The following is a 26,032-nucleotide window of genomic DNA, read 5'->3' on the forward strand; positions in this document are numbered from 1 at the left end:
AGTGAAGGTACCGCGTAAGCGGCGCGAGGACCGCCGGACCAAAAGTGGCACCGGCCAGCGCCTTCATCAATGGCTTAACAACATGCATTCCAAATTAATTGAGCCGAGACGAAAATGCGCTAAAAAGCACGGCGGAAAGTGAGGTTGTAGCGGAACGCGCCCGCCTGCGGATGAATGCCGGGTTTGAGCGGCAGAATGCCGTGATAACGCAGGCGCGATGGCCCGCCCCATACCACAATATCGCCATGTTCCAGCAGCACGCGCTGGGTGGCATCACCGCGTTCGAAACCGCCGAACTGGAACACCGCAGGCAATCCTAATGAAACCGACACAATCGGCTGGCGCAGATCCTTCTCATCTTTATCCTGATGCAGCGTCAGTTTTGCGCCGGGTTCGTAGCGGTTAATCAGGCAGGCATCAGGATTGAAACCGGCGAAGCCCGCTTCACGCGCGGTGTGCTGCGCCAGTTCGCGGAACAGCGCAGGCATCGGCGGCCAGTGGTGTCCGCTGTTGCTGTCCTGCTCGGTATATTGATAGCCGCGCGAATCGGTTGACCAGCCAAAATCGCCGCAGTTGGTCATCGCCACCGACATGCGATGGCCGCCAGGTGTGATGCGATGGGCAAAGGGATTTTTAGCAGCGATGTCGTGAATCGCCGCCAGTAGCGCATCAGCCTGATCGCGAGCACGACGTCGCAGAATCACCGCGCCATCCGCCAGCGGTTCCTGCCACGGCGCTTCGTCACTAAATAAATCCAGCATGTGCGCCTCCTTTATTGAGATGCCTGATCGATGAGGAAGGTTTTAAACTGCGGCGACATCCAGTGAGTAAAGCTGTCGCCCTGCTTGCTGATCAAATAGACCGCCAGATGCTCTTTTAACGCCAACGCTTTAGCGCGTTCGCTGCCGAGCACCATTAAACCAGTATCCCAGCCATCCGCCTCCAGCGCGGTAGTAGCAATCACCGTCGCCGAAACCAGCTTGTGCTCAATCGGTCTGCCCGTGGTGGGATCGATGACGTGCGAAATGCGTTTGCCGTCCAGTTCATAATAGTTGCGATAGCTGCCGGAAGTGCTGATGCCGTGCCCTTGCAGATCAACGCGTGCTTCCACTGCGTTTTCGCGATCGGTGGGTTTCTGGATCGCCACGCGCCACGGCTGCTGATTGCCATTAACGCCACGGCTCAATACCGCGCCACCCACCGAAACCAGATAATTGGTGATGCCTTGCTGCTCCATCAGGCGAGCCAGATGATCGGTGGCATAACCTTCGCCCATGGTCGAGAGATCGACATACAAGCCGGGCAGATCTTTCTGCAGCCATTGGCCGTCAACGCCCTGAATGACACGCAGATGCTGCAAACCGGTCAGCGCTTTAGCGGCTGCGATTTCCACCTCGCTGGGCGTGTGCGCCGGTTGCTTCGTCGGGCCAAAACCCCACAGATTAACCAGCGGGCCGACGGTAATATCCATCGCACCCGAGGTTTTGTGCCCAATTCGCAGCGCTTCAGTGACAATATCCGCCATATCGGCGCTCACCGGCTGCGGAGTATTACCTTGATACTGATTAAAGCGCGACAGCACCGAATCACTTTTCCATGTCGAGAGTTCGCCGTCATCACGATCCAGCTGTTGCTGAATCAGCTGCTGTAACGCCGCTTTGCGCTGTTGATCGACGCCGGCAACACTGACGCGCCACAAGGTGCCCATGGTTTTACCTTCCAGCACCAGCGCGGGTTGGCTACTCTTTTTTTCGCAACCGCTGAGGCCGAATGCCAGCAGGCTAATTAGCAGAATATTCTGAAAACGCATCAATTCCTCATCTGTAACGCATTACTACAGCCAATTACAAAGCATAACTCGCTTGTAAAGCAGTCTAAAGCTGCTTGATGTTCGATAAACGCTGACACAGGATAAGCGGTTCCTGCACCGTTATGCCTACAGGAGCATCAGATGGTTTATATGATTGTCGCAATTACCGCCGCGCTGTTTATTTATGGCAGCTTCAAATGTTGGCAGACTTACCGCCATCGCCTGATTCAGCACTATCCTGCACGCCGACGTTAAATTATTGCACCAGAAAATCACCCTTCTGCACCGCTTCAGCGCTGGCGCAGTGTAGCAAAGCCGCTGCAAGGCGCGTGGCGCTGAGAGCGGTGCGCTGGCATGAATGCTGCATTGTTGAAGATGAGTTGAACTTCAGCGAGGTGCAGAATGGAAAATACTAAAACACAAAACAGTAAATGGCAGCACTGGCTTAGCTTCTCCGCCTTCACGCTGGCGGGTGTAGCGATGGAAGGCAGCCTGACAGCCATCACCAACCCGCCGCCGCAACCGGCGCCAAAAGCCAAAAAATGGCGCGGTATCCAATAATCGCTACAACCCCAACTCACTCAGGCCCGGATGATCGTCCGGGCGCGTGCCAGCTGCCCAGTGGAACAGACGCTGGTCTGCGCGGATCGGCAGATCGTTGATGCAGGCGAATCGCTGAATCATCAAACCATCGGCGCCAAAGTGCCAGTTCTCATTGCCATAGCTGCGGAACCAGTTACCGCTGTCATCATGCCATTCATAGGCAAAGCGCACCGCCAGCTTATCTTCGTGCCACGCCCATAACTCTTTGATCAGTCGATAATCCAACTCTTTGACCCACTTGCGCTGCAGGAAGGTCACGACTTCTGCGCGTCCATTGACGAATTCACTGCGATTGCGCCAGCGCGTGTCTTCGCTGTACACCAGCGAAACACGCTGCGCATCGCAGCTGTTCCAGGCATCTTCCGCCATGCGGACTTTCTGTAACGCGGTTTGTTGATTAAATGGTGGCACCAGCATGTTATTTCTCCCGATTAAGTAGACAGGTCTGTCTACTTGATTCATCCTGCCGTATGTAGACAATTCTGTCTACATGCACACAAGGAATTTTTTATGCTTGAGCCTCTGATCTTTGATGCCAGCGCATCCGCGCGCGATCGTATCTTGCTGTGCGCGCAGCAGCTGTTTTACCAACAGGGCATTCGCGCCACCGGCGTGGACAAGGTGATTGCAGAAGCGGGCGTGACTAAAGTGACCTTCTATCGTCACTTTCCGGCGAAAAATGCGCTGGTGCTGGCGTTTTTGCAGCAGCGTCATCAGCGCTGGATGCTGGCGTTTCGTCATGCGCTGAATCAGCACGCGGCGTTGATCGATGCCCTGCCCGCAGCATTACTGAGCTGGTTCAGGGATGACGATTATCGCGGCTGCGCGTTTATTAATACCGCGGCGGAACTGGGCAGCACGTTACCGGAAGCCAGCGAAATTATTCGTCAGCATAAACGTGAGATGGCGCAGGCGATAAGCGACAAGTTGATGCCTGAGCAGCAGGTAAAAACGGCGCAAATGGTGTTGCTGGTTGAGGGAGCGATTGTGCAGGTACAGATTGGCGAGGATGCGGAACTGGTGGTCGAGGTGCTGCGTGCCGCGCTGGTTGCGCTGCTGAAAACGGGAGCGTGACCGGCAAGTCACGCTCCATCACCCTTAGAACTGGTAAACCAAGCCCAGCGCTACGACGTCATCGGTATTGATACCGGCTGCGTCGGTGAAGTTGTTGTCGTCCAGCAGGTTGATCTGGTAATCAACGTAGGTCGACATGTTTTTGTTGAAGTAGTAAGTTGCGCCTACATCAATGTATTTCTTCAGGTTCTGGCTGCCGTAACCTTCGATATCAGTCCCGCGAGAAGAGACGAATGCCAGAGATGGACGCAGGCCGAAGTCGAACTGGTACTGTGCCACCAATTCCCAGTTATCTGCTTTGTTAGCGTAACCGTAAGCGCTTCCGTCGCTTGAACCAAAGCGAGTGGCGTTGTACGAACGGCTGTACATCGCGGCCAGGTAAACATTGTTAGCGTCATACTTCAGCGCACCGCTGTAAGCTTCGGCTTTATCGCCATGGCCCAGAATGCCCGATGTGGTGCTGTTCTGGTTGTTGGTACGGTCAGACTGGAACATCGCTGCACCGATACCGAAACCTGAACCCAGATCATAAGTGGTGCTCAGACCGTAGCCGTCACCGTTCTCGCCCAGCACATCACGGCCAGAAGAGGATTCGGTTGGGTTGTCGTTTTTGCCTTGATACTGAACCGCGAAGTTCCAGCCATCGACTAAACCGAAGAAGTTGGTATTACGATAGGTTGCGAGGCCGTTGCTGCGCTGGAACAGGAAGTTGTCCGCGCCGTAGGTATCGCCACCGAACTCTGGCAGAACGTCAGTCCATGCGCCGAGATCGTACATCACGCCGTAGTTACGGCCGTAATCGAATGAACCTGCATCACCAAATTTCAAACCGGCAAAACCAACACGCGTAAAGCTGTTAGCGGTGCCTTCGCTTTCTGCGGTGTTCAGTGCTGCCTGGTATTCCCACTGGCCGTAACCGGTCAGCTGATCGGTCACCTGAGTTTCACCTTTGAAGCCAAAACGCAGGTAAGACTGGTCACCGTCTGAGCTAGAGTTATCAGAGAAATAATGCAGACCATCCACTTTTCCGTAGAGGTCTAATTTGTTGCCATCTTTGTTGTAAATTTCAGCTGCGCTTGCTGATCCTGCAACCAGCAATGCAGGAATCATCAGGGAGAGAACGCGACGTTTCATTTTATTACCCTCTTTAATGTGCCTTTATTTTTGCCACTGCGAGCTGAACGATTAAAAATTCAGCCGGCAAGCCATTGTTATTTTATGTTGGGCAATAATCTATCACGAAAATGCTACTAAATTTCCAAAACTGTTTCATTCTATTTAATAGTTATTTCAGGATGTAAATATCGGGGAACTAATAACCAGCACAGATAGGTAAAAAATATAGCACTTTTTGCAAATATATAATTTAATCGTTTAAAAACATAAAATTACATGAGTTACATTTCCGCACTGAATGACAAAACTCTAACCCATCCAGAGCATACAATTATTCCCGCTATCATCATTTATTTCATTATTACCTTCATTCACCCCGAATGATTTGATTTACCCTAATTTCCCGCCGGGCTAGATTGCCCGGCATTTTTTTGCCCGAAATTCAGGAATCACCTTATATTGCGTAAAGTTAATTATGCGGGTTAAATTATCCACAATAATCGCCGCGCATTATTTGCCTCTTTCCGCACATTTTGTTCAATTCATAGTCTTAAAATGGCAATGTTAATTTCGGCACGTAACAAAGTTCGCTGCAATAATAGTCGGCGCAGATTATCAACGCTCGCGCAGTGATTCCTTCGCTTTATTCAGCGGCTTAAGTAAATAATCCATGACGGTTTTCTGACCGGTTTTAATTTCAACATTGGCCACCATGCCGGGCATGATGGCGAATTTGCGTCCGCTTTTATTAGTCAGCTCGGCTTTTTGCGTGCGCACATAGACGCGATAGTAAAATTCGTCGTGGCGCACGTCGTCCTGCAACGTATCGGGTGAAACGGTTTCGACTTCTCCGTGTAGGTCGCCATAGATGGAAGCGTCGTAGGCGGTGATCTTCACCACCGCAGGTAAACCCGGCCGAATGTAGCCAATATCGCGCGGATTGATGCGCGTCTCAATCAGCAGCTGATCCTCCAGCGGCACAATCTCCATCAGCTTGCCACCCGGCTCCAGCACGCCGCCCACGGTGGTGACGCGCACATCTTTCACAATGCCGCGCACCGGCGAAATCAGCGTGGTGCGCGTCAGCAGATCCTGTTTGCCCGCCGCCACCTGCAATTGCGCATCCAGCTCACCGTTGTTCTTCACCTGCTCTTCATGGGCGCGCACATAATAATCGTTGCGCGCTTCGTCGATTTTGCCGCGCAGATCGCTCACCTGGCGACGCAGGCGAATCACATCCACTTTGCCCGCCGCACCGCGCAGCATCAGCGGTTCCGTCACGTTGAGCTCTGCCTGCACCAACGTCAGCGATTGCTGCAAATTACCGATGGTCTCGATAAAGTTCTGCCGCCGCGCCTGGTAAAGCTGCGTTTCGCGCGCCACCAGCTCGGGATGCTGCAATATATCGGCACTGAATTTCAGCGGCGTATCGCTGAGCTCGGCCTGTAAACGTTCAGAGGAAGCTCGCAGCGTGCGCACCCGCGCAATCGCTTCACCAAAATTGGTTTGAAAGCGCGTGGGATCGAGCGTTGCCAGCACCTCGCCGCGCTGCACGATATTGCCTTCGTGCACATCGAGCTGTTTGACGATGCCGCCATCAAGGCTATCAATGATCTGCGCGCGGCTGGAAGGCGTGACTTTGCCGATGCCGACCGTCACTTCATCCAGCACCGCAAAGTGCGCCCACAGCAGAAACAGCAGCAGCGCTACCACGCACAGCCAGATGATGGCCGAGGTGCGACGTTCACGCCGCGCCAGATCTTTATCCAGCAACACCACGCTCATGCCGCATCTCCTTTTTTACTGGCGGCATGACGCAGAATCTCATCGCGCGCGCCATCGGCCACAATGCGGCCGTTATCCATCACGATGATGCGATCGACCATGCGTAGCAGCGCGGGACGATGCGTGACCAGCACCAGCGTGCGCCCGGTTACCCATTGCGCCAGCTGGCGAATCACCTGCGCTTCCAGCTGTTCATCCATCGCCGCCGTCGGTTCATCCAGCAGCACCACCTGCGGCTGGCGCAGAATCAGCCGGCTGAGCAGCACCATTTGCCGCTGGCCGCCGGACAAGCCGCGTCCGCCTTCATGAATAATGCGATCGAGGCTGGCTGCGTCCTGCTGTACCAGCGCTAACGCGCCGCTGATGCGCAGCGCTTGCAGCATCTCCTGCTCGCTGGCGTGCGGATTCCCGAGCAGCAGGTTCTGGCGCAGCGTACCGAAAAACAGCCGCGCATCCTGCGACAGCCAGCCAAGCTGACGCCGCAGATCGACCGGATCGATGCAGGTGAGATCGACGCCGTCCACCAACACTTTTCCCTGGCTGGCGCGCGCCTGACCGGCCAGCATTTTCAGCAGCGTCGATTTACCCGCGCCGACTTTACCGAGGATCGCCACACGTTCGCCGGGCGTGATCTGCAGCTGCGGAATGTTAAGCACGCTATTACCGCTCTCCTCTTCGTAGCGGTAATGCACGTTTTGCAGTTGATAGCTGCCGGTCAGCACCGGACAGTGCGCCAGCGTGGCGTGATCGGGTTGGTCGAGCGGCTTTTTCAGCAGCTCATCCAGCCCTTTCATTGCCGATTTAGCATGCTGCCAGCGCGAGAACACCATGGTGAGCTGCATCAGCGGCGCGATGGTGCGTGACGAGAGCAAGCTGCACGCCACTAGCGTGCCGGTGGTGATCTGATTGTCGAGCACCAGATAGACACCGAACACCAACATGCCGGCATAGGTGAGCTGCTGAACGCTGGCCGACCAACCGGTGAGGCGTGCGCCCCACAAACGTTGCTGATTGCTGATGGCCGCGCTGACTTCGTGCGTTTGCTCCCACTGCCGTTGAAAATAGGGTTCCGCTTGCAGCGCTTTGATGTCTTCAACGCCTTCGAGGGTTTCCACCAGCACCGCCTGACGCAGCGCGCTTTCACGCAACCCTTCCTGCGCCAGCCTCGCCATTGGGATCTGCACCAGCAAGCCGGGAATGACAATCAGCGGAATCGCCAGTAACGGAATCAGCACCAGCCAGCCGCCAATCGACGCCATGATCAGCAGAAACAGCAGCACAAAAGGCAGGTCGGCGGCGGCATTCACCGTGGTGGAAGTCAGCAGTTCGCGTACCTGATCAATTTCACGCAGTTGGGCAATAAAGGAGCCGGTAGAACGCGGACGCGCTTCGTTGCGGATATTCATCGCCCGCGCGAACAGCATGGCGGATATTTTCAGGTCGATGCGTTTGCCCATTAGATCGGAAACCTGGGTGCGCATCAGGCGAATCAGATACTCGATCGCCGCCGCCAGCACCACGCCGGCAAACAGCACCCACAACGTCGGCTGCGACTGCGCCGGAATCACCCGATCGTAGACCTGCATGGAAAACAGAATGCCCGCCAGCGCCAGCACGTTACCGACCAGCGATGCCAGGCTGATTTCCGCGATGCGCCGCTTCATGCCACGAAAGTTATGCCAGAACCAGTGCGGCTGATACGGCTGCACAAACTCGTCGATGCGCGCATCGCGCGCCCGTGCCGCCACGCCAATCACGCCAACCTGCATGTCGGCCTGCAGCAACAAATCCTGCAGCTGACCTGTGCGCACCACATCGCCACTTTCGCTCAGCCAGTAACGCACGCCACCATTGCTATCCACCTCTTCAATCAACGCCACGCTGCCGTTTTCCAACAGCAGCAATACCGGCACGATTTCCTGCCGCCAGCGCAGTTTGCTATGCGGCACCAGCATGAAATGCAGGCCTAACAGCCCGGCTAAACGTTCTAGTTGTTGCGTGGGTGCCAGATGTTGAAACCAGCGCATCTGCTGACGCAGCGTGCTGGCGTCTGCTGGTTTACCGAAGCGTGCCGCCACGCGCAGCATCGCCGCGATGCCGTTGTCGCTGTTGAAGGGTTGTGCAGTCATCCCTGTTGTCCCGTGAGCAATGAGAGTGGGCTGGCAACCGCTAGCCGAGGTCGCTAGCGGTTGATGTGCGGATTAAGCAAGGTTCTGAACCTGATGTTGCTGCAGATGATCGGCGAGGGTGTAGCTGCTATCGCTGGCGTTGTAGTGGCTTTCCGTGGCGCGCGCATCGCTGTGCGGAGCGGCGGTGCTGTCGCCTGACGGCTGATTCAGCGTAACGGTCGGCACCTGATGCGTGGCGACGTTGAACAGGTTCTCGATGATTTGCGTGTCGTGGTTACCGTACTCATCCCAGCGCGTGGCCAGCGGCGACACTTCACCATCCGGCAGCGCCTGCAGATCTTCGGCGCTGATGGTCACCATGCCGTTGACCGGCGTGTAGTTTTTGCCGTTGAGCGTCAGCTCCTTTACGCCTTCGAGATAGAAACTGAGATCGTGCTGTGCTTCCTGCTGACTCAGCGTGGTATCGCCGCCAATATCAATTTCGTAATAGATGTCTGGCAGTTTGGTGACCACGTTGAGTTCCAGCAATGCGTCGGTGCTGTTGCCGGCGCCATCCTGCGCATAGACACGCACTTCGCCCAGTGAAATGAAACTCGCCACTTCAGTGGACGGAATCGTCACCTGCCAGTGACCATCGCTGCCAATCTGTGCGTGATAGACTGCATCACCGCTGCACAGCAACAGTTGCTGGCCCGGCACCATCACCGAGAGGTCGCCGCTAAAGGTGAGATCGTTTTGGCTCTCTTCTTTATTGATCACGTTGTCCGCCGTGACCTTATCGAAGCTGATGTGAGGCAAACTGCTGACGTGGGTAATTAAGGTGACATCCTGCTGATAAGCGGTGGTTTTGCCGTTGGGATCGGTGGCGCTGACTTTCAGGCTATAGACGCCATCCTGTAATGCCTGAAGATCTTGTGAGGGAATGGCAGCGGTCCATTCGCCTTTGTCATTAACGCCGCCAATATATTTATTACCGGCTAAGATCACCGTAATGTGGCTGTTCGCCGGCACATGCGTGACGCTGCCGTGCACCTCCACGCCGTAAATGCCTTCAGCCACGTTAACCGCGTTATCCCCGCTGATTGGATCCACCGTCAGCGTGGGCTTGATGGTTTTATCCACGTAAACCCCAAAACCCACCTGCGTATCGGTGCTGTTGCCGGCTTTGTCGGTGATGGTTAGCGTCAACGAATAGGCGCCGTCGGCTAATCCGTTGAGCACCGAAGGCGGCATCGAGGCATTCCAGTAACCCCATTTATTCACCGTGCTGTGCCAGCTTTCACCGTTAAAGCTCAGCGTTACGGTGGCGCCGGGTTCGGATTCGGCGCGGCCGCGCAGGTGAATGTTCCTGCCGGATTCCCACGCGGCGATCACACCATCCATCGCTATGGGTTCATACGGACGTAGCGGCGCGGGCGGCGTGGTATCCACGCTGCGCGTTTGCAAAGTTGAAGTGTCGTCTGCTACCGGATAAAGGCTGACCGCAGATTGCAGAATCGCCGCTAATTGTTGTTCTGATTGATGTGAAGACATAGGTAACCTCGTTACAGGGAATGTATTGCAGCGGCCATTAAGCTTATTAATGATTTAAGCGTACCGGTGCGCCATACAGACCGTTAATAAACGGTCCGCTTCGCCTGATGAAAACGGGTTACCAGCAGGTAACAAGGATTAAAATAAGACACAGCAAAACTCTCCCAATCGGGAGAAATAATCTCGATCTCGCTATATTCCGCATCGGGAGCCGATGGGATGACTAACATATCGGTTTTAGGTGGTCGCTGCCTATTGGCGAAAATCCGGAAATGCGTGCTTTGCGACAGCGCCAAAAAATTGACGTGTAAGCCGCGTGTGGCGCGGAATCTTTCATCAGTATACTGCATCATTCAGTAGAAAAAATTTTACTTAAGTCACTCCAGTTTTGGTTGGCACATGCCAGGAAAGTTCTGGAAAAGCGCAGCGATGCGTGAAAAATCGGTAATATGCCTGTTTCTGGCGTTTAATCGCTGCCATCCGAATTGTCTGATGCGCGGTGTGACGCCCGCTTTGATGCTAAACTTCGTCGCTTCAACCGCTACTGAAAAATACTCTTTATGACAGCACTGGACGCCGCGCCGCACAATAAATTGCATCACCGTGTCAATCTTGGGACACGCATCGTTTTCCTTATCGCCGGATTGGGCATGTCCGCATGGGCACCGCTGGTGCCGTTCGCCAGCCAGCGTCTGGCGTTGAGCGGCGCGTCATTGGGCGGTTTGCTGCTGTGTTTAGGCATTGGATCGCTGGCGGCGATGCCGATTACCGGCGGTTTAATTGCGCGTTTCGGTGGTCGTCGGGTGATGTTGTGCTCCACGCTGGTAGTGCTGGCGGTGTTACCGCTGCTGGCGACACTCGATGTAATGTGGCTGATGGCCGCCACCTTGATGGTGTTTGGTGCCGGACTCGGCATGCTGGATGTGGCGATGAACGTGCAGGCGGTGGAAGTGGAAAAAGCCGCGCGCAAGCCGATGATGTCCGGTTTCCACGGTTTCTTTAGCCTCGGCGGCATTATCGGCGCGGGTTCCGTCAGCCTGCTGCTCGGCAGCGGCCTGACGCCGTTGCAAGCAGTTGGCGCGGTGATGGTGTTGATTGTGTTACTGCTGGTGTGGAGCCTGCCGACGCTGATGACCGAACGCCTGCACCAGCCCGATCAACCGTGGCTGGTTATCCCGCGCGGCTGGGTGGCTTTCCTCGGTTTGCTCTGCTTTATTCTGTTTCTTGCCGAAGGCGCGGTGCTGGATTGGGGCGCGCTGTTGCTGCTGCAAAGCCCGGATATGAGCCCAGCGCACGCCGGTTTGGGTTATGCGGTGTTCTCGGTGGCGATGACCATTGGTCGTCTGACCGGCGATAAAGTGATTCAACGCTTTGGCCGTTATCCGGTGATGTTGACCGGTGCGTTAGCCGCTGCAGCGGGCATGACGCTGGCGGTGTTGTTACCCTGGCCGCAAATTGCGCTGCTGGCTTTCCTGCTGGTGGGTTTTGGCCTCGCCAATACGGTGCCGATGTTGTTCAATGCTGCCGGGAATCAACACGATATGCCGTCGAATCTGGCGATTTCGGCCATGACAACGTTAGGCTATGCAGGTATTCTTTCAGGTCCGGCTTTAATCGGATTAATTTCCCAGTGGATCAGCCTGAGTGGTGCATTTTTGCTTATCGCTCTGCTGCTGCTGGCCGTCGCTGCCAGTGCCCGACGGGTTGCGCGCTAATTCCATGATCCTGAGACACTATGCTGCCTTATAAATTTCCTCTGACATCCGGCAATGTAACGCGCTTTTTCGTGGTGTTTAACCTGGTGCTTTTTCTGGCGCTGGGCGCGATGGTGCACAATAGCGTCAATGCCTGGATTACAGAGAAGCGCTATGCGATGACCGATTTGGCACGCGCGATGCAGAAACGTATCGATGCGTCGCGCTTCGCTACGTGGCAGATCTATGAAAACCTTGCCACCAGCGCCGCCGGATCGTCGCCGAACAGCAATCTTCAGGAAACCCGCCTGCGCCCGGATGTCTATTATCTGGAAAAAACCCGCCGCAAAACCGAAGCGCTGATTTTTGGTTCGCACGATAGCAGCACGCTGGATATGACCATGCGCATGTCCAACTATCTCGATACGCTGTGGGGCGCGGAAAATCCGACCTGGTCGATGTACTTCCTCAATGGTCAGGATAACAGCCTGATTATGATCTCCACGCTGCCGCTGAAAGACATGGCGACACGTTATAAAGAGAGCGCGATTAATACGCTGGTTGATAGCCGCCGCGCCGAAATGCTGCAGCAGGCCAATGCGCTGGATGAGCGTGAAAGCTTCTCGCCGCTGCGTCATTTTGCCTGGCAGAACGATCACTACTTTACGCTGCGTACCACCTTCAATCAGCCAGGCCATTTAGCCACCGTGGTCGCGTTCGATTTGCCGGTTAACGATCTGATCCCGCGCAATATGCCGTTGGAGAATTTCCAGCTACGCCAGGACGCCGCGCAAACTTCCACCACCGCCACCACCAGCGACGATACCAGCAGCGAAAGCACCCACGTGGCGCTGGTAAACCCGAATCTGGAGATCGCCGCATCGCTGCCAAGTACCTCGCTGCAGCTGGTGTATCGCGTGCCGCTCACCAGCCTGGCGCTGGATACGCTGCATAACCTGATGTGGCCGCTGCTGATCAACCTTGTGCTGTTTTTACTGTCGATTGCTGGCATTACGCTGCTGCGTCAGCAGTCGCTGCGCCCGAACGAAAACCAGAGCGCCGAGCTGGATTCGCTGCGCATGCTGAATGAAGAGATCGTGGCCAGCTTGCCGGTTGGTTTGCTGGTGTATGATTTCGCCACCAACCGCACGCTGCTCAGCAATAAAATCGCTGAACATCTGTTGCCGCACCTGAATTTGCAGAAAATCATCAATATGTCGGATCAGCATCAGGGCGTATTGCAGGCGACCATCAATAACGAAGTGTATGAGATTCGCCACGCGCGCAGCGTGCTGTCGCCGCATACCCAGCTGTTTATGATGCGCGATCAGGACCGCGAATTGCTGGTGAATAAGAAGCTGCAGAAGGCGCAACAGGTGCTGGATCGCAATCACCAGATGCGTCAGCAATTAATGCATAACCTCGGCCATGCGCTTAATCGTCCGCTACAAAGCATGGTTAAGCAGTTGGTACAACTCAGCCAGCGTGACGATGACGAAAGCGTGCTCGATCTGCTCGACGAGAGCCAGGGCTTGGCGCGTCTGGTGGATGACATCGTGCTGCTCAATCGTCTTGAAGCGCATGACTGGTCGCCAGATGCCAGCGTGTTTAACCTGCAGGATATGCTGGATGAAATCGCGCTGGAAAGCCTGCCGCTACTGCGCCGTAAAGGTCTGGCTTTAGTGGTGAACAACCATTTAGCCAATGACGAGATGCGCTTTGGCGATCGTCGTGCATTGCGTAAAGTTCTGACCACGCTGATGCACTATTCGCTGACTACCACGCGCTGGGGCAAGATTTCGCTGGAGATTAAAACCACTGAAGACAAGCCCAATCAGGTCTTACTGCAACTGGTGGATACCGGCTCTGGCTTGAGCGTCGATGAGCTGGCGAACGTCGATTTCCCCTATCTCGGTGAAACCACGCAGGATCGTTTTGGTCAGGCATCCGGCATGGCATTTTTCCTCTGTAAGCAACTGTGCAAACAGATGGGCGGCCAGCTGGAGATCATCGCTAAACCTGATATCGGCACACGCTACAATATCCAATTGCCGCTGGCGTTAGAGCAGCAAGGCGAACAGGAAGAGAAACTGCTGGAAGGCGTGACCGCATTGGTGGATATCGCCGTCGAAGATGTACACAAGATCGTTTGCCGCCACCTCGAAAACTGGGGCGCGAAATGCCTGACGTCGGATGAACGCTTAACCGGTCAGGATCATGATGTGCTGGTGACCGACGATCCCGCCCGCCTGAACGGTTGGGCGCTGTTGCTGGCTGGTGACGAAATGGGTCATCACGCGTTGAACGATCAACAATTCCGGGTCAACTTCAATCTCAGTAATGCACTGCTTGATGCGCTGCTGGCCCTGATTGAAAAGCAGCTTTCTCATGATTTGTTAGAGGAGAGTCGCGAAGATGAAGAAGCCACGCCGCTGATGAGCGGAGGCTATTTCCAGCTGTTTACCGAGACAGTACCGCCAGATGTGAAGAGACTGTATACTGAAGCGGCGGAAAAGGATTATCCCTCGCTTGCTCAGACAGCACATCGCCTGAAAGGCGTGTTTGCCATGCTCAATCTGGGGTCAGGTAAACTGCTTTGTGAAGCGTTAGAACAACACATTAAAGTATGTGACGATTTAACCATTAAAAATACCACCAGTGAAATTGACGCGTACGTCAGCCAACTGCTGCAGCAAGGTAACCAATAAGATGAATAACTTGAACGTAATTATTGCCGATGACCATCCGATCGTTCTGTTCGGTATCCGTAAGTCACTGGAACAGATTGAATGGGTTAACGTTGTAGGTGAGTTTGAAGACTCAACAGCATTAGTAAACAGCTTGCCTAAACTGGACGCCAATGTCCTGATTACCGACCTCTCCATGCCAGGCGAGAAGTACGGTGACGGTATCACCCTGATTAAATACATCAAACGTCACTATCCGGATCTCTCGATTATCGTTCTTACCATGAACAATAACCCAGCGATCCTGAGCGCGGTGTTGGATCTGGATATCGAAGGGATCGTACTGAAGCAAGGCGCACCAACCGATCTGCCAAAAGCATTGGCTGCTCTGCAGAAAGGCAAAAAATATACGCCGGAAAGCGTGGCAAAACTGCTGGAGCGCATCAGCGCTGGCGGTTACGGTGACAAACGTCTGTCGCCGAAAGAGAGCGAAGTACTGCGTCTGTTCGCAGAAGGTTTCCTGGTGACTGAGATCGCTAAGAAACTGAACCGCAGTATCAAAACCATCAGTAGCCAGAAGAAATCAGCCATGATGAAACTGGGCGTGGAAAACGATATCGCGCTGCTGAACTATCTCTCTTCTGTTAGCGCCACTCAGGTCGACAAAGAGTAATCCTCAATGGGCGGCGTCTTCTGACACCGCCCGTTTTTTTGCTCGCTTATTACGTCTCTTCCCTGCCCTTTCTGACGCGTTCCGCATACACCGCCAGCGTACTTTTCAGCACATCCAGCGTAACTGGCTTCGACAAACAGTTATCCATGCCCGCATCCATACAGCGCTGCTTCTCTTCCGCTAACGCATTGGCCGTGACGCCAATCACCGGGAAAGTATGTCCTAGCTGACGCAGACGTTGTGTCAGGCGATAACCATCCATGTTCGGCATGTTCACATCGCTCAGCACGATATCGATATGATTGCGGCTCAGCACGTTCAGCGCATCCACGCCGTCCTGCGCGGTTTTGGTCTGATAACCCACGGTGCCCAACTGTTCCGACAGCAGCATGCGGTTGATCGGATGGTCATCAACAATCAGCACGATGATATCTTCGAAGGTCGCGGCCGCTTTTGGCGCGGTTAACGGCAGCGGCGTGGCGGTTTCGCTATTGATGTTGATGCGATAGATGCGGCCTAACAGCTGCGGCAGATCGTGCAGCATCGCGCTGCTCTGAATCCATTGCCCCGGCGCGGTTTCGTGCGGCATGTCGATGTGCTGACCACAGATACGAATATGCGCGCGTCCGCTTTGCGCAGCGGGCTCATCGTGATCGCTGATGATCACATCATCCGCTGCCGCCTGGCCGTGATAATACGCTACCTGAATGCCCTGCTGTTGCAGCAGACGCAGCAGGAAGCTGGCGAGATATTCATTGCGCATATCGAGCCAGATGGCTTTTTCCTGCAAGCCGTCCAGCAACGGTGGTGCCGCCATCTGACCGGAATAGATCGGAATGCGCACGATAAACTGGCTGCCCATGCCCGGTTCGGAATCGACTTCGATATCACCGTCCATCATGTTGATCAGCTTTTCACAGATCGCCAGCCCTAAGCCAGTTCCCTGGAAGTTACGCTGCACGCCCGAACCTACCTGGAAGAATGGATCGAACAGGCGCGTCACCTCTTTGGCCGGAATACCGACGCCGGTATCACGCACGCGGAACGCCAGATATCCCTCTTTGACGTAAGCATGCAGGATGATGCAGCCGGTATGGGTGAATTTGATGGCGTTGTTCAGCAGGTTAGATATCACCTGCTGGAGGCGCATGGCGTCGCCATCCATGGTCAGCGGCACATCATTTTCGATAAATACATACAGCGTCAGGCGTTTACGCACCACCAGCGACAGATAGTTGCTGGCAATATGATTGACCACTTCTCGCGGCGAGAAAGGATGTGGCTCGATTTTCAGCTGCTCGGATTCAATCTTCGAGAAGTCGAGGATGTCGCTGATGATCTTCAGCAGCAGGCTCGACGAGTTGTTCATCGCCGTCACCAGTGAATCGACGCCTTTCGGCAGCACTTTGGTTTGCAGCAGATCGAGGTTACCGATAATGCCGTACAGCGGCGTGCGCAGTTCATGGCTGACGGTGGCAAGGAACATCGATTTCGACTGGCTTGCCTGCTCGGCTGAGTGCGCCATCTCCTGCAGCGACTGCTCCATACGCACGCGCGCCGAAACATCGACCAGCACGCAAATCGCCACGTTTTCATTGCGATAACGCGAATGCACAAAGCTGATTTGCAGGTTGGTGTTGCTGCCGGTCAGCACATCGACAAAGTTAACCTGCTGACCACCGATGATTTCATTCAGACGCTGGCGATCTTCCTGCGTCAGCAGCGTCAGATAGTTATGTGCCAACTCGTTACTCAGAATGTTGGTGCCATCGCTGGTGCGCAGAATACAGATGCCGACCGGCGCCGAGGCGACAATCTTGCGGTTGAACTGTTCGTGCTCCTCCAGCCGATGCGCATTCTCTTCGGCCGGCAGGAACATGCGGCGCTCAAAAATCCACGCCAGCGTAAAGAGAATCACCGCCGTGAAGATGTTGAGCAGCAGCGCGTTAATCAGCATCAGCTTGAGCTGATCCATCAACACGTCGGTGGAAAGCGACCACACCACATTGAGATTCGACGGCGGCAGCGGCTTCTTCAGCACCAGCTGGCGATAGCTGTCGAGATAGCCGAACCAGGTGCTGTTGTCCGGTAGATCGTCAAGCGAGTAGCCCGGTCCGCCGCGACGTGAGCTAAGCAGCGGACGGTAGTTTTCATCGGTGATGGTGGCCACCAGCGGCAAACCGCCCGGCTGAATGAACTCATCAAGACGGATATTCTGCTCCACGCCCAGCAGCGCCTGCAGTTTGTTCGCCACATACACCGGCATCACCATATAGAAGTTGCCGACGCCCGGCTGCGCGCTGCTGGTGATCCAGTACATCGGCTGGCGGCGCTCTTCTTCATTGCCGTTGCGATAGTGCAGCACGCGTTCGCGCAGCGCTTTCAGGCTACGTTCACGATCAACCGAATTGTTGCTGCCGATGGTGAAATCGGCCAGACACTGGTTTTCGCCACCGATGAAGAACACGCGGTTCAATTCATACGCCGAAGCAAAATTGCTTTTCCAGTAATTGATGTAGTAGCTGAGCGAATCCAGCGAGTTGCGCCAGGTGTTGCTCATTGAAGTGCAGTCGCCATCGGAAAACAGCGGCGTAAACTGCGGCAGCGCACCTTTACCCGGCGGCAAACCGTTAAGCACATCCAGACCGTTAGCACTGCTGCTCAGACGATTTTCGGTGATGTATTTCAGCTCGCGCATCACATCCGCCGAATGGCGTACGTACCACTCAGCCTGACCGTAATTGGTAGCAAACTCCTGACGCACCGCGTTCTCTTTCTCGTGCAGCACGTTAATAATGTAGAAAGTGGTCAGCAGCGCACCCAGCGCCCAGAGCAGCAACGCCAGCGCACGAAACAGATAGCGCGAAATTCGAAGCGTAGTGCGAAAGGAGACAAGATATTTCAAAAGAGGCTCACTGGCGGTAAGAGTTATCAGGATGTTGAAAAGCTTTCATACACTAGCTTTATCGGCCCTAAAAAGCCAGCTAGCCCGCGCCTTTAGCGGAAAACTCAGATAAAAAAACGGCAGGCCAGTTTCCTGACCTGCCGTTTAATAAAGCCGTTACGAATTACTCTTCGTCGTCAGCTTCTGGTGCTTCGTCGTCGCTGTCCACTTCCGGCGCGATATCATCCTCGCCTTCCGCTACGCTACCGTCGATGGCGTCGAGTTCTTCCTCTTCCACCGGCTCAGCAACGCGTTGCAGACCCACCACGTTTTCATCTTCCGCAGTACGGATCAGAATCACGCCTTGGGTGTTACGGCCAACCACGCTGACTTCTGACACGCGAGTACGCACCAGCGTACCGGCATCGGTGATCATCATGATCTGATCGCCATCCACCACCTGTACCGCACCGATAACCGGTCCGTTACGATCGGTGACTTTAATCGAGATCACGCCCTGGGTCGCACGCGACTTGGTTGGATACTCGGTATTGGCGGTACGTTTACCGTAACCGTTCTGCGTCACGGTGAGGATCGCGCCCTCTTCACGTGGCACAATCAGCGACACCACTTTGTCACTTTCAGCCAGCTTAATACCGCGCACGCCCGAAGCCGAACGGCCCATCGCACGTACCGCAGTTTCAGCGAAGCGCACCACTTTACCGGCGGCAGAGAACAGCATCGCTTCGTCGCTACCGTTGGTCAGCGCCACACCAATCAGCTCATCATCCTCACGCAGGTTGATGGCGATGATGCCCGCGCTACGCGGACGGCTGAACTCTTGCAACGCGGTTTTCTTCACGGTACCGCTCGCGGTGGCCATGAAGATGTTGAAGCCTTCTGTGTATTCACGCACCGGCAGAATGGCGGTGATACGTTCGTTAGCTTCCAGCGGCAACAGGTTGACGATTGGACGACCGCGCGCACCACGGCTGGCTTCCGGCAGCTGATAGACCTTCATCCAGTAGAGACGGCCACGGCTGGAGAAGCACAGAATGGTGTCATGGGTGTTGGCCACCAGCAGACGGTCGATAAAGTCTTCTTCTTTAATACGTGCGGCGGATTTGCCTTTACCACCGCGACGCTGGGCTTCATAGTCCGTCAGCGGTTGGTATTTGACATAACCCTGATGCGACAGCGTCACCACAACGTCTTCCTGATTAATCAGGTCTTCGATGTTGATGTCTGCACTGTTCGCGGTGATTTCAGTACGACGTGCATCGCCGAACTGATCGCGCATCAGCTCCAGCTCTTCACGGATCACTTCCATCAGGCGCTCAGCGCTCTGCAGGATGTGCAGCAGCTCAGCGATCTGATCCAGCAGCTCTTTGTATTCGTCGAGCAGTTTTTCGTGCTCAAGGCCGGTCAGTTTCTGCAGACGCAGATCCAGAATCGCCTGCGCTTGCTGTTCGGTCAGATAATATTGACCATCGCGAATACCAAACTCGGCTTCCAGCCACTCTGGACGCGCGGCATCGTTACCGGCACGTTCCAGCATCGCGGCAACGTTACCCAGATCCCACGACTGTGCCAACAGGCCCAGTTTCGCTTCGGCTGGCGTTGGTGCACGACGAATCAGTTCGATGATCGGATCGATGTTCGCCAGCGCAATCGCCAGGCCTTCAAGGATGTGAGCACGATCGCGCGCTTTACGCAGTTCGAAAATGGTACGACGCGTAACCACTTCACGACGGTGACGAACGAAGGCTTCGATGATGCCTTTCAGCGTCATGATCTTCGGCTGGCCCTGATGCAGCGCCACCATGTTGATGCCGAAAGAGACCTGCAGCTGGGTCAGCGAGTAGAGGTTGTTGAGAACCACTTCACCGACCGCATCGCGTTTGATCTCAATGACAACACGCATGCCGTCTTTATCAGATTCGTCACGCAGCGCGCTGATGCCTTCTACGCGCTTTTCTTTCACCAGCTCGGCGATCTTCTCGATCAGGCGCGCTTTGTTCACCTGATACGGCAGTTCGTGCACGATGATGGTTTCACGGCCGGTCTTGGCATCGGTTTCCACTTCGCCACGTGCGCGGATATAAATCTTACCGCGCCCGGTGCGATAGGCTTCTTCGATACCGCGACGACCATTGATGAACGCAGCGGTCGGGAAATCTGGCCCGGTGATGTGCTCCATCAAACCTTCAACGGTGATGTCTTCATCTTCGATGAAGGCCAGACAGCCGTTGATCACTTCCGTGAGGTTGTGCGGTGGAATGTTGGTTGCCATACCTACCGCGATACCGGAAGAACCGTTTACCAGCAGGTTAGGAATTTTGGTTGGCAGGACTTCAGGGATCTGCTCGGTGCCGTCATAGTTCGGCACGAAATCGACGGTTTCCTTTTCCAGGTCAGCCAGCAGCTCCGAAGAGATCTTTGCCATGCGCACTTCGGTATAACGCATCGCTGCGGCGGAGTCGCCGTCGACCGAACCAAAGTTACCCTGACCGTCAACCAGCATGTAGCGCAGGGAGAATGGCTGGGCCATACGCACGATACTTTCGTATACCGCGGAATCGCCGTGCGGGTGATATTTACCGATGACGTCACCGACCACACGGGCGGATTTTTTATAGGGTTTATTCCAGTCGTTGCCCAGTTCGCTCATGGCAAAAAGCACACGGCGGTGTACCGGCTTCAGACCATCACGCACATCGGGTAAGGCTCGGCCAACAATGACCGACATGGCGTAATCGAGGTAGGAGTTTTTTAACTCTTCTTCGATATTGACCGGTGTAATTTCTCTCGCAAGGTCGCTCATGGAGCCGCTATCCCTCTACATAATCCCGGATTTAAAGGTGCGAAAGTATATCACATCGCTTCCCTTCGGTGAACGTTAACCAGGCCTTAATCCCGCTTTTCCTTTAGCGTGAGAGATGCGTTCGCGTGACTTAAGCGTTTATACTGAGGGAATATTTTGTCTGGAGTGATGATTCAATGAGTGAACAACCGCAGGAAAGCCGCCAGAACGTTGACCACGCCGAGATTGCCAAGTTTGAGGCCGTGGCATCCCGCTGGTGGGATTTAGAGGGTGAATTTAAGCCGTTGCACCGTATCAATCCCCTGCGACTCGGCTGGATAGCGCAGCACAGCAATGGCCTTTTCGGCAAGAAAGTGCTTGATGTCGGCTGCGGCGGCGGCATTCTGGCGGAGAGCATGGCGCGTGAGGGCGCTGAGGTTACTGGCCTGGATATGGGCGCGGATCCGCTGGAAGTGGCGCGTCTGCACGCGCTGGAGAGCGGCGTTAGTGTTAATTACGTGCAGCAAACCGTGGAAGATCACGCCGCAAGCCACGCCGGCCAATATGATGTGGTGACCTGCATGGAGATGCTGGAGCATGTGCCGGATCCGCGCTCGGTGGTATTGGCCTGCGCGCAGCTGGTGAAGCCCGGCGGCGAAGTGTTCTTCTCCACCATCAACCGCAATCCAAAAGCCTGGCTGCTGGCAGTGTTTGGTGCCGAGTATGTGCTGCGCATGGTGCCGCGCGGGACGCACGACGTGAAGAAATTCATCCGTCCTGCCGAGCTGCTGAACTGGGTCGATGAAACCCCGCTGCGTGAAAGAAACATGATTGGCCTGCACTACAATCCGCTGACCAACCAGTTCCGTTTAGGCCGCGGTGTAGATGTTAACTATATGATTCATACGCATCGTCAGGAGTGATGTCATCCCGGTGCGCATAAATGCGCACCCTACGAAAAATCGCACCATCACCGTATTCATACCGGCGCGCATCAATACGCAGCATCACCGTAGGGTCGCCATTCATGGCGACCTCTTATCCAGATCAATTTCCTTTTAGACGCGTACCAGTCTTTTTTATAGGCTAAGCAAGTCACAAAAAATTCATAAGCAATTTTAGATAAGTTCGCTGCTGGCGGCCTTGTCGGGGCTTTTTTCATCTAAGAAAATTCCTGAAGCGCGGTGGTTGAGCAAGAAACACGCGTCCGATCATAAAGTGAAAAAAAAGTGCTGAGCGGTTGACACTAAGTGCAGGCCTTGCGGCATGCGGATCCAGGATTTTAGCCAGCCGCTAAGGACGATTTTTTAGTGAAAATCAACTCTTGTTAAGAAGAGATTGCTGACTAGAATACTCACCATATTGTTGTTCAAACTTCCCGCACCCCCTATATATAGTGTTTATCCACAGGCTTACTCACAACGAGCGGCTTGTGCATAAACCTTGTGCATAGATGGGGGATAAATACGTCATTCATGCATGGACAGGTAAAAACGCGACATGAACCAAAGTCTGCTCGTTACTAAACGCGATGGCCGCCAGGAGCGCATTGATCTCGACAAAATTCACCGTGTACTGGATTGGGCAGCCGAAGGGCTGAACAACGTTTCCGTTTCACAGGTTGAACTGCGCTCACACATTCAGTTCTACGATGGCATCAGAACCTCTGATATTCATGAGACCATCATCAAGGCTGCCGCAGACCTGATCTCTCGTGATGCGCCGGATTACCAATACCTGGCCGCGCGTCTGGCTATCTTCCACCTGCGTAAAAAAGCCTACGGCCAGTTTGAGCCGCCGAAGCTGTACGATCAGGTGGTGAAGATGGTGGAGATGGGCAAATACGACCGTCATCTGCTGGAAGATTACAGCACCGAAGAGTTCGAGCAGATGGACGAGTTTATCGACCATTGGCGCGACATGAATTTCTCCTACGCAGCGGTTAAGCAGCTGGAAGGGAAATATCTGGTGCAGAACCGCGTCAGCGGCGAAATCTACGAAAGCGCCCAGTTCCTCTACATCCTGGTGGCGGCGTGCCTGTTCTCTGGCTACCCGCGCGAAACCCGTATGGACTATGTGAAGCGCTTCTACGATGCGATCTCAACCTTTAAGATCTCGCTGCCAACGCCAATCATGTCCGGCGTGCGTACTCCAACGCGCCAGTTCAGCTCTTGCGTACTGATCGAGTGCGGCGACAGCCTCGACTCCATCAACGCCACTTCTAGCGCCATTGTGAAATACGTTTCGCAGCGCGCCGGTATCGGCATCAACGCTGGCCGCATTCGTGCGCTGGGCAGCCCGATTCGCGGTGGCGAAGCGTTCCACACCGGCTGTATTCCGTTCTACAAGCATTTCCAGACCGCCGTGAAGTCTTGCTCACAAGGCGGCGTGCGCGGTGGTGCAGCGACGCTGTTCTACCCAATGTGGCATCTGGAAGTTGAAAGCCTGCTGGTGCTGAAAAACAACCGTGGTGTTGAAGGCAACCGCGTGCGTCACATGGATTACGGCGTACAGATCAACAAACTGATGTACACCCGCCTGCTGAAAGGTGAAGACATCACGCTGTTCAGCCCGTCTGACGTGCCTGGCCTGTACGACGCGTTCTTCGCCGATCAGGACGAGTTCGAGCGTCTGTACACCAAATATGAGAAAGACGACAGCATCCGCAAGCAGCGTGTGAAAGCCGTTGAGCTGTTCTCACTGATGATGCAGGAGCGTGCATCTACTGGCCGTATCTACATCCAGAACGTCGATCACTGCAACACCCACAGCCCGTTCGATCCAAGCATCGCGCCGGTTCGCCAGTCGAACCTGTGCCTTGAGATCGCACTGCCGACCAAACCGCTGAACGACGTCAATGACGAAAGCGGCGAAATCGCCCTGTGTACGCTGTCTGCCTTTAACCTTGGCGCGATTAACAGCCTTGACGATCTGGAAGAGCTGGCCACCCTTGCGGTGCGTGCACTGGATGCGCTGCTGGATTATCAGGATTACCCAATCCCGGCAGCACAACGTGGCGCGATGGGCCGTCGTACGTTGGGTATTGGCGTGATCAACTACGCGTATTATCTGGCGAAAAACGGCGTGCGCTACTCCGATGGCAGCGCGAACAACCTGACGCACAAAACCTTCGAAGCCATTCAGTACTACCTGCTGAAAGCCTCGAACGAATTGGCGAAAGAGCAAGGTGCGTGCCCGTGGTTCAAAGAGACCACTTACTCGCAGGGCATTCTGCCGATCGATACCTATAAAAAGGATCTCGACGCGGTGTGCAACGAGCCGCTGCATCTGGATTGGGAAGGTCTGCGTGAGTCCATCACCACGCACGGTCTGCGCAACTCGACGCTCTCTGCGCTGATGCCATCTGAAACCTCTTCGCAGATTTCAAACGCCACCAACGGTATTGAGCCGCCGCGCGGACACATCAGCATCAAAGCATCGAAAGACGGCATTCTGCGTCAGGTGGTGCCAGAGTATGAGCGTCTGAAAGATCAGTACGAACTGCTGTGGGAAATGCCGTCTAACGACGGTTATCTGCAACTGGTTGGCGTGATGCAGAAGTTCATCGATCAGGCGATTTCGTCGAACACCAACTACGATCCGAGCCGCTTTGCCAATGGCAAAGTGCCGATGAAACAGTTGCTGAAAGACCTGCTGACCGCGTACAAGTTCGGCGTGAAAACCCTGTACTATCAAAACACCCGCGACGGTGCGGAAGATGCACAGGACGATATGGCGCCTTCCATTCAGGATGATGGCTGCGAAAGCGGCGCTTGTAAGATCTAATCTCATCTTGTCAGGGCCGGCATTGGTCGGCCCTCTTCACATTTGGACTCAAAATGGCTTACTCCACATTCTCGCAGAACAAGAATAACCAGCTGTTAGAACCGATGTTCTTCGGCCAGTCCGTCAACGTTGCCCGTTTCGATCAGCAGAAATATGACATCTTTGAAAAGCTGATCGAAAAGCAACTCTCCTTCTTCTGGCGTCCGGAAGAAGTGGACGTCTCGCGCGATCGTATCGATTACCAGGCGCTGCCGGAGCATGAAAAGCACATCTTCATCAGCAACCTGAAGTATCAAACGCTGCTGGACTCGATTCAGGGCCGTAGCCCGAACGTGGCGCTGCTGCCGCTGATTTCCATCCCTGAGCTGGAAACCTGGATTGAAACCTGGGCGTTCTCCGAGACCATTCACTCGCGCTCTTACACCCACATCATCCGTAATATCGTTAACGATCCGGCGGTGGTGTTTGACGATATCGTTACCAACGAGCAGATTCTGGCGCGCGCCGAAGATATCTCGAAGTACTACGATGATCTGATCGAGATGACCAGCTACTGGCATCTGCTGGGCGAAGGTACGCATCAGGTCAACGGTAAAACCGTTACCGTGAACCTGCGCGATCTGAAAAAGCAGCTGTATATCTGCCTGATGAGCGTCAATGCGCTGGAGGCGATTCGCTTCTACGTCAGCTTCGCCTGTTCATTTGCTTTCGCCGAGCGCGAGCTGATGGAAGGTAACGCCAAAATCATCAAGCTGATTGCACGCGATGAAGCGCTGCATCTGACTGGCACCCAGCACATGCTGAACCTGCTGCGCACCGGTGAAGACGATCCAGAGATGAAAGCCATCGCCGCAGAGTGCCGCGACGAATGCTACGACCTGTTCAAGAAGGCAGCCGAGCAGGAAAAAGAGTGGGCAGAATATTTGTTCAGCGGCGGCTCAATGATTGGCCTGAACAAAGACATTCTGTGCCAGTACATCGAGTACATCACCAACATTCGTATGCAGGCGGTCGGTCTTGATCTGCCGTTCCAGACGCGTTCCAACCCGATTCCATGGATCAACTCGTGGCTGGTATCGGACAACGTGCAGGTTGCACCGCAGGAAGTTGAAGTGAGCTCGTATTTGGTCGGTCAGATTGATTCTGAAGTGGGCGAAGACGATTTCGACGGCTTCCAGCTGTAAGCATGAGCCGCTCTGTTGTTATTCTGCGTAGCTCCGGCTCCCGGTTGGAGTGCGCAGAAGATCACCCCAATCTGCTGGCGACGCTGGAAGCCAATAATCTGTGCGTTGAGTTTCAGTGTCGCGAGGGCTACTGCGGCTCTTGCCGTATGCGCTTGCTGAAAGGCGAAGTGGATTATGCGGAAACCCCGTTGGCGTTTGTGCAGCAAGGCGAGATTTTACCGTGCTGCTGTCGCGCCAAAGGGGAGATTGAGATCGAGTTGTGATTGAGTAG

At 54.6% G+C, this 26,032-nt stretch carries 19 protein-coding genes; 9 read left to right on the forward strand and 10 right to left on the reverse strand.

Going from position 1 to position 26,032, the window contains the following annotated elements; genetic code table 11:
- Window positions 1–119: 119 nt before the first annotated feature.
- Complete coding sequence (alkB, locus tag NR302_RS12835; RefSeq protein ID WP_154155864.1) at window positions 120–761, reverse strand: DNA oxidative demethylase AlkB; 642 nt, start codon at window positions 759–761, stop codon at window positions 120–122.
- A gap of 11 nt (window positions 762–772) precedes the next feature.
- Window positions 773–1,810 carry an FAD:protein FMN transferase ApbE gene (gene apbE / locus NR302_RS12840; RefSeq protein WP_258143656.1) on the reverse strand — a complete coding sequence of 346 codons (1,038 nt, stop codon included), beginning with the start codon at window positions 1,808–1,810 and terminating at the stop codon, window positions 773–775.
- A 402-nt stretch (window positions 1,811–2,212) separates the two neighbouring features.
- On the opposite strand from apbE, the gene NR302_RS12850 reads away from it, so the two are divergent.
- Complete coding sequence (locus NR302_RS12850; RefSeq protein ID WP_008105090.1) at window positions 2,213–2,371, forward strand: hypothetical protein; 159 nt, start codon at window positions 2,213–2,215, stop codon at window positions 2,369–2,371.
- Window positions 2,372–2,374: 3 nt separating this feature from the next.
- Here the strand turns inward: NR302_RS12850 and NR302_RS12855 are convergent, their stop codons facing one another.
- Entirely contained in the window at window positions 2,375–2,830 is a 456-nt protein-coding gene (locus tag NR302_RS12855; RefSeq protein WP_258143657.1) for a nuclear transport factor 2 family protein, read from the reverse strand.
- Between the two features lie 93 nt (window positions 2,831–2,923).
- Between NR302_RS12855 and NR302_RS12860 the strand changes: the two genes are divergently transcribed.
- The gene (locus tag NR302_RS12860; protein WP_258143658.1) at window positions 2,924–3,487 is read left to right on the forward strand and encodes a TetR/AcrR family transcriptional regulator; all 564 of its coding nucleotides are present in this window, start codon (window positions 2,924–2,926) and stop codon (window positions 3,485–3,487) included.
- 24 nt (window positions 3,488–3,511) lie between these two features.
- Here the strand turns inward: NR302_RS12860 and ompC are convergent, their stop codons facing one another.
- From ompC to NR302_RS12885, 5 genes are all read right to left on the reverse strand, one after another.
- On the reverse strand, window positions 3,512–4,621 hold the full coding sequence (gene ompC / locus NR302_RS12865) for a porin OmpC (RefSeq protein ID WP_154190313.1): 1,110 nt from the start codon (window positions 4,619–4,621) through the stop codon (window positions 3,512–3,514).
- Window positions 4,622–5,218: 597 nt separating this feature from the next.
- A complete protein-coding gene (locus tag NR302_RS12870) occupies window positions 5,219–6,388 on the reverse strand; it encodes an HlyD family efflux transporter periplasmic adaptor subunit (RefSeq protein ID WP_258143659.1) in 1,170 nt (389 codons plus the stop codon).
- Window positions 6,385–8,517, reverse strand: a complete 2,133-nt coding sequence (locus NR302_RS12875; protein WP_258143660.1) for a type I secretion system permease/ATPase — start codon at window positions 8,515–8,517, stop codon at window positions 6,385–6,387. Before NR302_RS12875 ends, NR302_RS12870 begins: the two co-directional genes overlap by 4 nt.
- 72 nt (window positions 8,518–8,589) lie before the next feature.
- Window positions 8,590–10,050 (reverse strand): Ig-like domain-containing protein, encoded by a 1,461-nt coding sequence (locus NR302_RS12880; RefSeq protein ID WP_258143661.1) that lies wholly within the window; start codon window positions 10,048–10,050, stop codon window positions 8,590–8,592.
- Window positions 10,051–10,427: 377 nt separating this feature from the next.
- Window positions 10,428–10,652 carry a hypothetical protein gene (locus NR302_RS12885; protein ID WP_258145228.1) on the reverse strand — a complete coding sequence of 75 codons (225 nt, stop codon included), beginning with the start codon at window positions 10,650–10,652 and terminating at the stop codon, window positions 10,428–10,430.
- On the opposite strand from NR302_RS12885, the gene NR302_RS12890 reads away from it, so the two are divergent.
- The 3 genes from NR302_RS12890 to rcsB are packed head-to-tail and all read left to right on the forward strand — an operon-like array spanning window position 10,611 to window position 15,104.
- Entirely contained in the window at window positions 10,611–11,765 is a 1,155-nt protein-coding gene (locus NR302_RS12890) for an MFS transporter (protein WP_154155848.1), read from the forward strand. The two genes, NR302_RS12885 and NR302_RS12890, sit on opposite strands and share 42 nt — an antisense overlap.
- Before the next feature lie 23 nt (window positions 11,766–11,788).
- Window positions 11,789–14,452, forward strand: a complete 2,664-nt coding sequence (gene rcsD / locus NR302_RS12895; protein WP_061718432.1) for a phosphotransferase RcsD — start codon at window positions 11,789–11,791, stop codon at window positions 14,450–14,452.
- A 1-nt stretch (window position 14,453) separates the two neighbouring features.
- On the forward strand, window positions 14,454–15,104 hold the full coding sequence (rcsB, locus tag NR302_RS12900) for a response regulator transcription factor RcsB (RefSeq protein ID WP_007889370.1): 651 nt from the start codon (window positions 14,454–14,456) through the stop codon (window positions 15,102–15,104).
- A gap of 49 nt (window positions 15,105–15,153) precedes the next feature.
- On the opposite strand, the gene rcsC is transcribed toward rcsB, so the two are convergent.
- Both rcsC and gyrA read right to left on the reverse strand, forming a co-directional pair.
- Entirely contained in the window at window positions 15,154–18,009 is a 2,856-nt protein-coding gene (gene rcsC / locus NR302_RS12905; protein ID WP_008105111.1) for a two-component system sensor histidine kinase RcsC, read from the reverse strand.
- A 163-nt stretch (window positions 18,010–18,172) separates the two neighbouring features.
- Window positions 18,173–20,812: a DNA topoisomerase (ATP-hydrolyzing) subunit A gene (gene gyrA / locus NR302_RS12910; protein WP_008105113.1), complete on the reverse strand. Its 2,640-nt coding sequence runs from the start codon at window positions 20,810–20,812 to the stop codon at window positions 18,173–18,175.
- Between the two features lie 176 nt (window positions 20,813–20,988).
- On the opposite strand from gyrA, the gene ubiG reads away from it, so the two are divergent.
- The 4 genes from ubiG to yfaE all read left to right on the forward strand — a co-directional run bounded on the left by ubiG (window position 20,989) and on the right by yfaE (window position 26,024).
- Window positions 20,989–21,714 carry a bifunctional 2-polyprenyl-6-hydroxyphenol methylase/3-demethylubiquinol 3-O-methyltransferase UbiG gene (gene ubiG / locus NR302_RS12915; RefSeq protein ID WP_008105116.1) on the forward strand — a complete coding sequence of 242 codons (726 nt, stop codon included), beginning with the start codon at window positions 20,989–20,991 and terminating at the stop codon, window positions 21,712–21,714.
- Between the two features lie 577 nt (window positions 21,715–22,291).
- Complete coding sequence (gene nrdA, locus NR302_RS12920; protein WP_154190330.1) at window positions 22,292–24,577, forward strand: class 1a ribonucleoside-diphosphate reductase subunit alpha; 2,286 nt, start codon at window positions 22,292–22,294, stop codon at window positions 24,575–24,577.
- Window positions 24,578–24,630: 53 nt separating this feature from the next.
- Entirely contained in the window at window positions 24,631–25,761 is a 1,131-nt protein-coding gene (gene nrdB, locus NR302_RS12925; RefSeq protein WP_008105120.1) for a class Ia ribonucleoside-diphosphate reductase subunit beta, read from the forward strand.
- A 2-nt stretch (window positions 25,762–25,763) separates the two neighbouring features.
- Complete coding sequence (gene yfaE / locus NR302_RS12930) at window positions 25,764–26,024, forward strand: class I ribonucleotide reductase maintenance protein YfaE (RefSeq protein WP_061717835.1); 261 nt, start codon at window positions 25,764–25,766, stop codon at window positions 26,022–26,024.
- Window positions 26,025–26,032: the final 8 nt, after the last annotated feature.

The organism is Pantoea sp. SOD02, assembly GCF_024707505.1.
GTDB classification, from domain to species: Bacteria; Pseudomonadota; Gammaproteobacteria; order Enterobacterales; family Enterobacteriaceae; genus Pantoea; species Pantoea symbiotica.

Excerpts from the sequence above, each read along its gene's own strand:
- gyrA (WP_008105113.1), bottom strand. The coding sequence starts at position 20,812 with ATGAGCGACCTTGCGAGAGAAATTACACCGGTCAATATCGAAGAAGAG.
- alkB (WP_154155864.1), bottom strand. The coding sequence starts at position 761 with ATGCTGGATTTATTTAGTGACGAAGCGCCGTGGCAGGAACCGCTGGCG.
- ubiG (WP_008105116.1), top strand. The coding sequence starts at position 20,989 with ATGAGTGAACAACCGCAGGAAAGCCGCCAGAACGTTGACCACGCCGAG.
- rcsB (WP_007889370.1), top strand. The coding sequence starts at position 14,454 with ATGAATAACTTGAACGTAATTATTGCCGATGACCATCCGATCGTTCTG.
- yfaE (WP_061717835.1), top strand. The coding sequence starts at position 25,764 with ATGAGCCGCTCTGTTGTTATTCTGCGTAGCTCCGGCTCCCGGTTGGAG.
- nrdB (WP_008105120.1), top strand. The coding sequence starts at position 24,631 with ATGGCTTACTCCACATTCTCGCAGAACAAGAATAACCAGCTGTTAGAA.
- apbE (WP_258143656.1), bottom strand. The coding sequence starts at position 1,810 with ATGCGTTTTCAGAATATTCTGCTAATTAGCCTGCTGGCATTCGGCCTC.
- nrdA (WP_154190330.1), top strand. The coding sequence starts at position 22,292 with ATGAACCAAAGTCTGCTCGTTACTAAACGCGATGGCCGCCAGGAGCGC.
- NR302_RS12880 (WP_258143661.1), bottom strand. The coding sequence starts at position 10,050 with ATGTCTTCACATCAATCAGAACAACAATTAGCGGCGATTCTGCAATCT.
- ompC (WP_154190313.1), bottom strand. The coding sequence starts at position 4,621 with ATGAAACGTCGCGTTCTCTCCCTGATGATTCCTGCATTGCTGGTTGCA.
- NR302_RS12860 (WP_258143658.1), top strand. The coding sequence starts at position 2,924 with ATGCTTGAGCCTCTGATCTTTGATGCCAGCGCATCCGCGCGCGATCGT.
- NR302_RS12870 (WP_258143659.1), bottom strand. The coding sequence starts at position 6,388 with ATGAGCGTGGTGTTGCTGGATAAAGATCTGGCGCGGCGTGAACGTCGC.
- NR302_RS12890 (WP_154155848.1), top strand. The coding sequence starts at position 10,611 with ATGACAGCACTGGACGCCGCGCCGCACAATAAATTGCATCACCGTGTC.
- NR302_RS12850 (WP_008105090.1), top strand. The coding sequence starts at position 2,213 with ATGGAAAATACTAAAACACAAAACAGTAAATGGCAGCACTGGCTTAGC.
- NR302_RS12855 (WP_258143657.1), bottom strand. The coding sequence starts at position 2,830 with ATGCTGGTGCCACCATTTAATCAACAAACCGCGTTACAGAAAGTCCGC.
- NR302_RS12875 (WP_258143660.1), bottom strand. The coding sequence starts at position 8,517 with ATGACTGCACAACCCTTCAACAGCGACAACGGCATCGCGGCGATGCTG.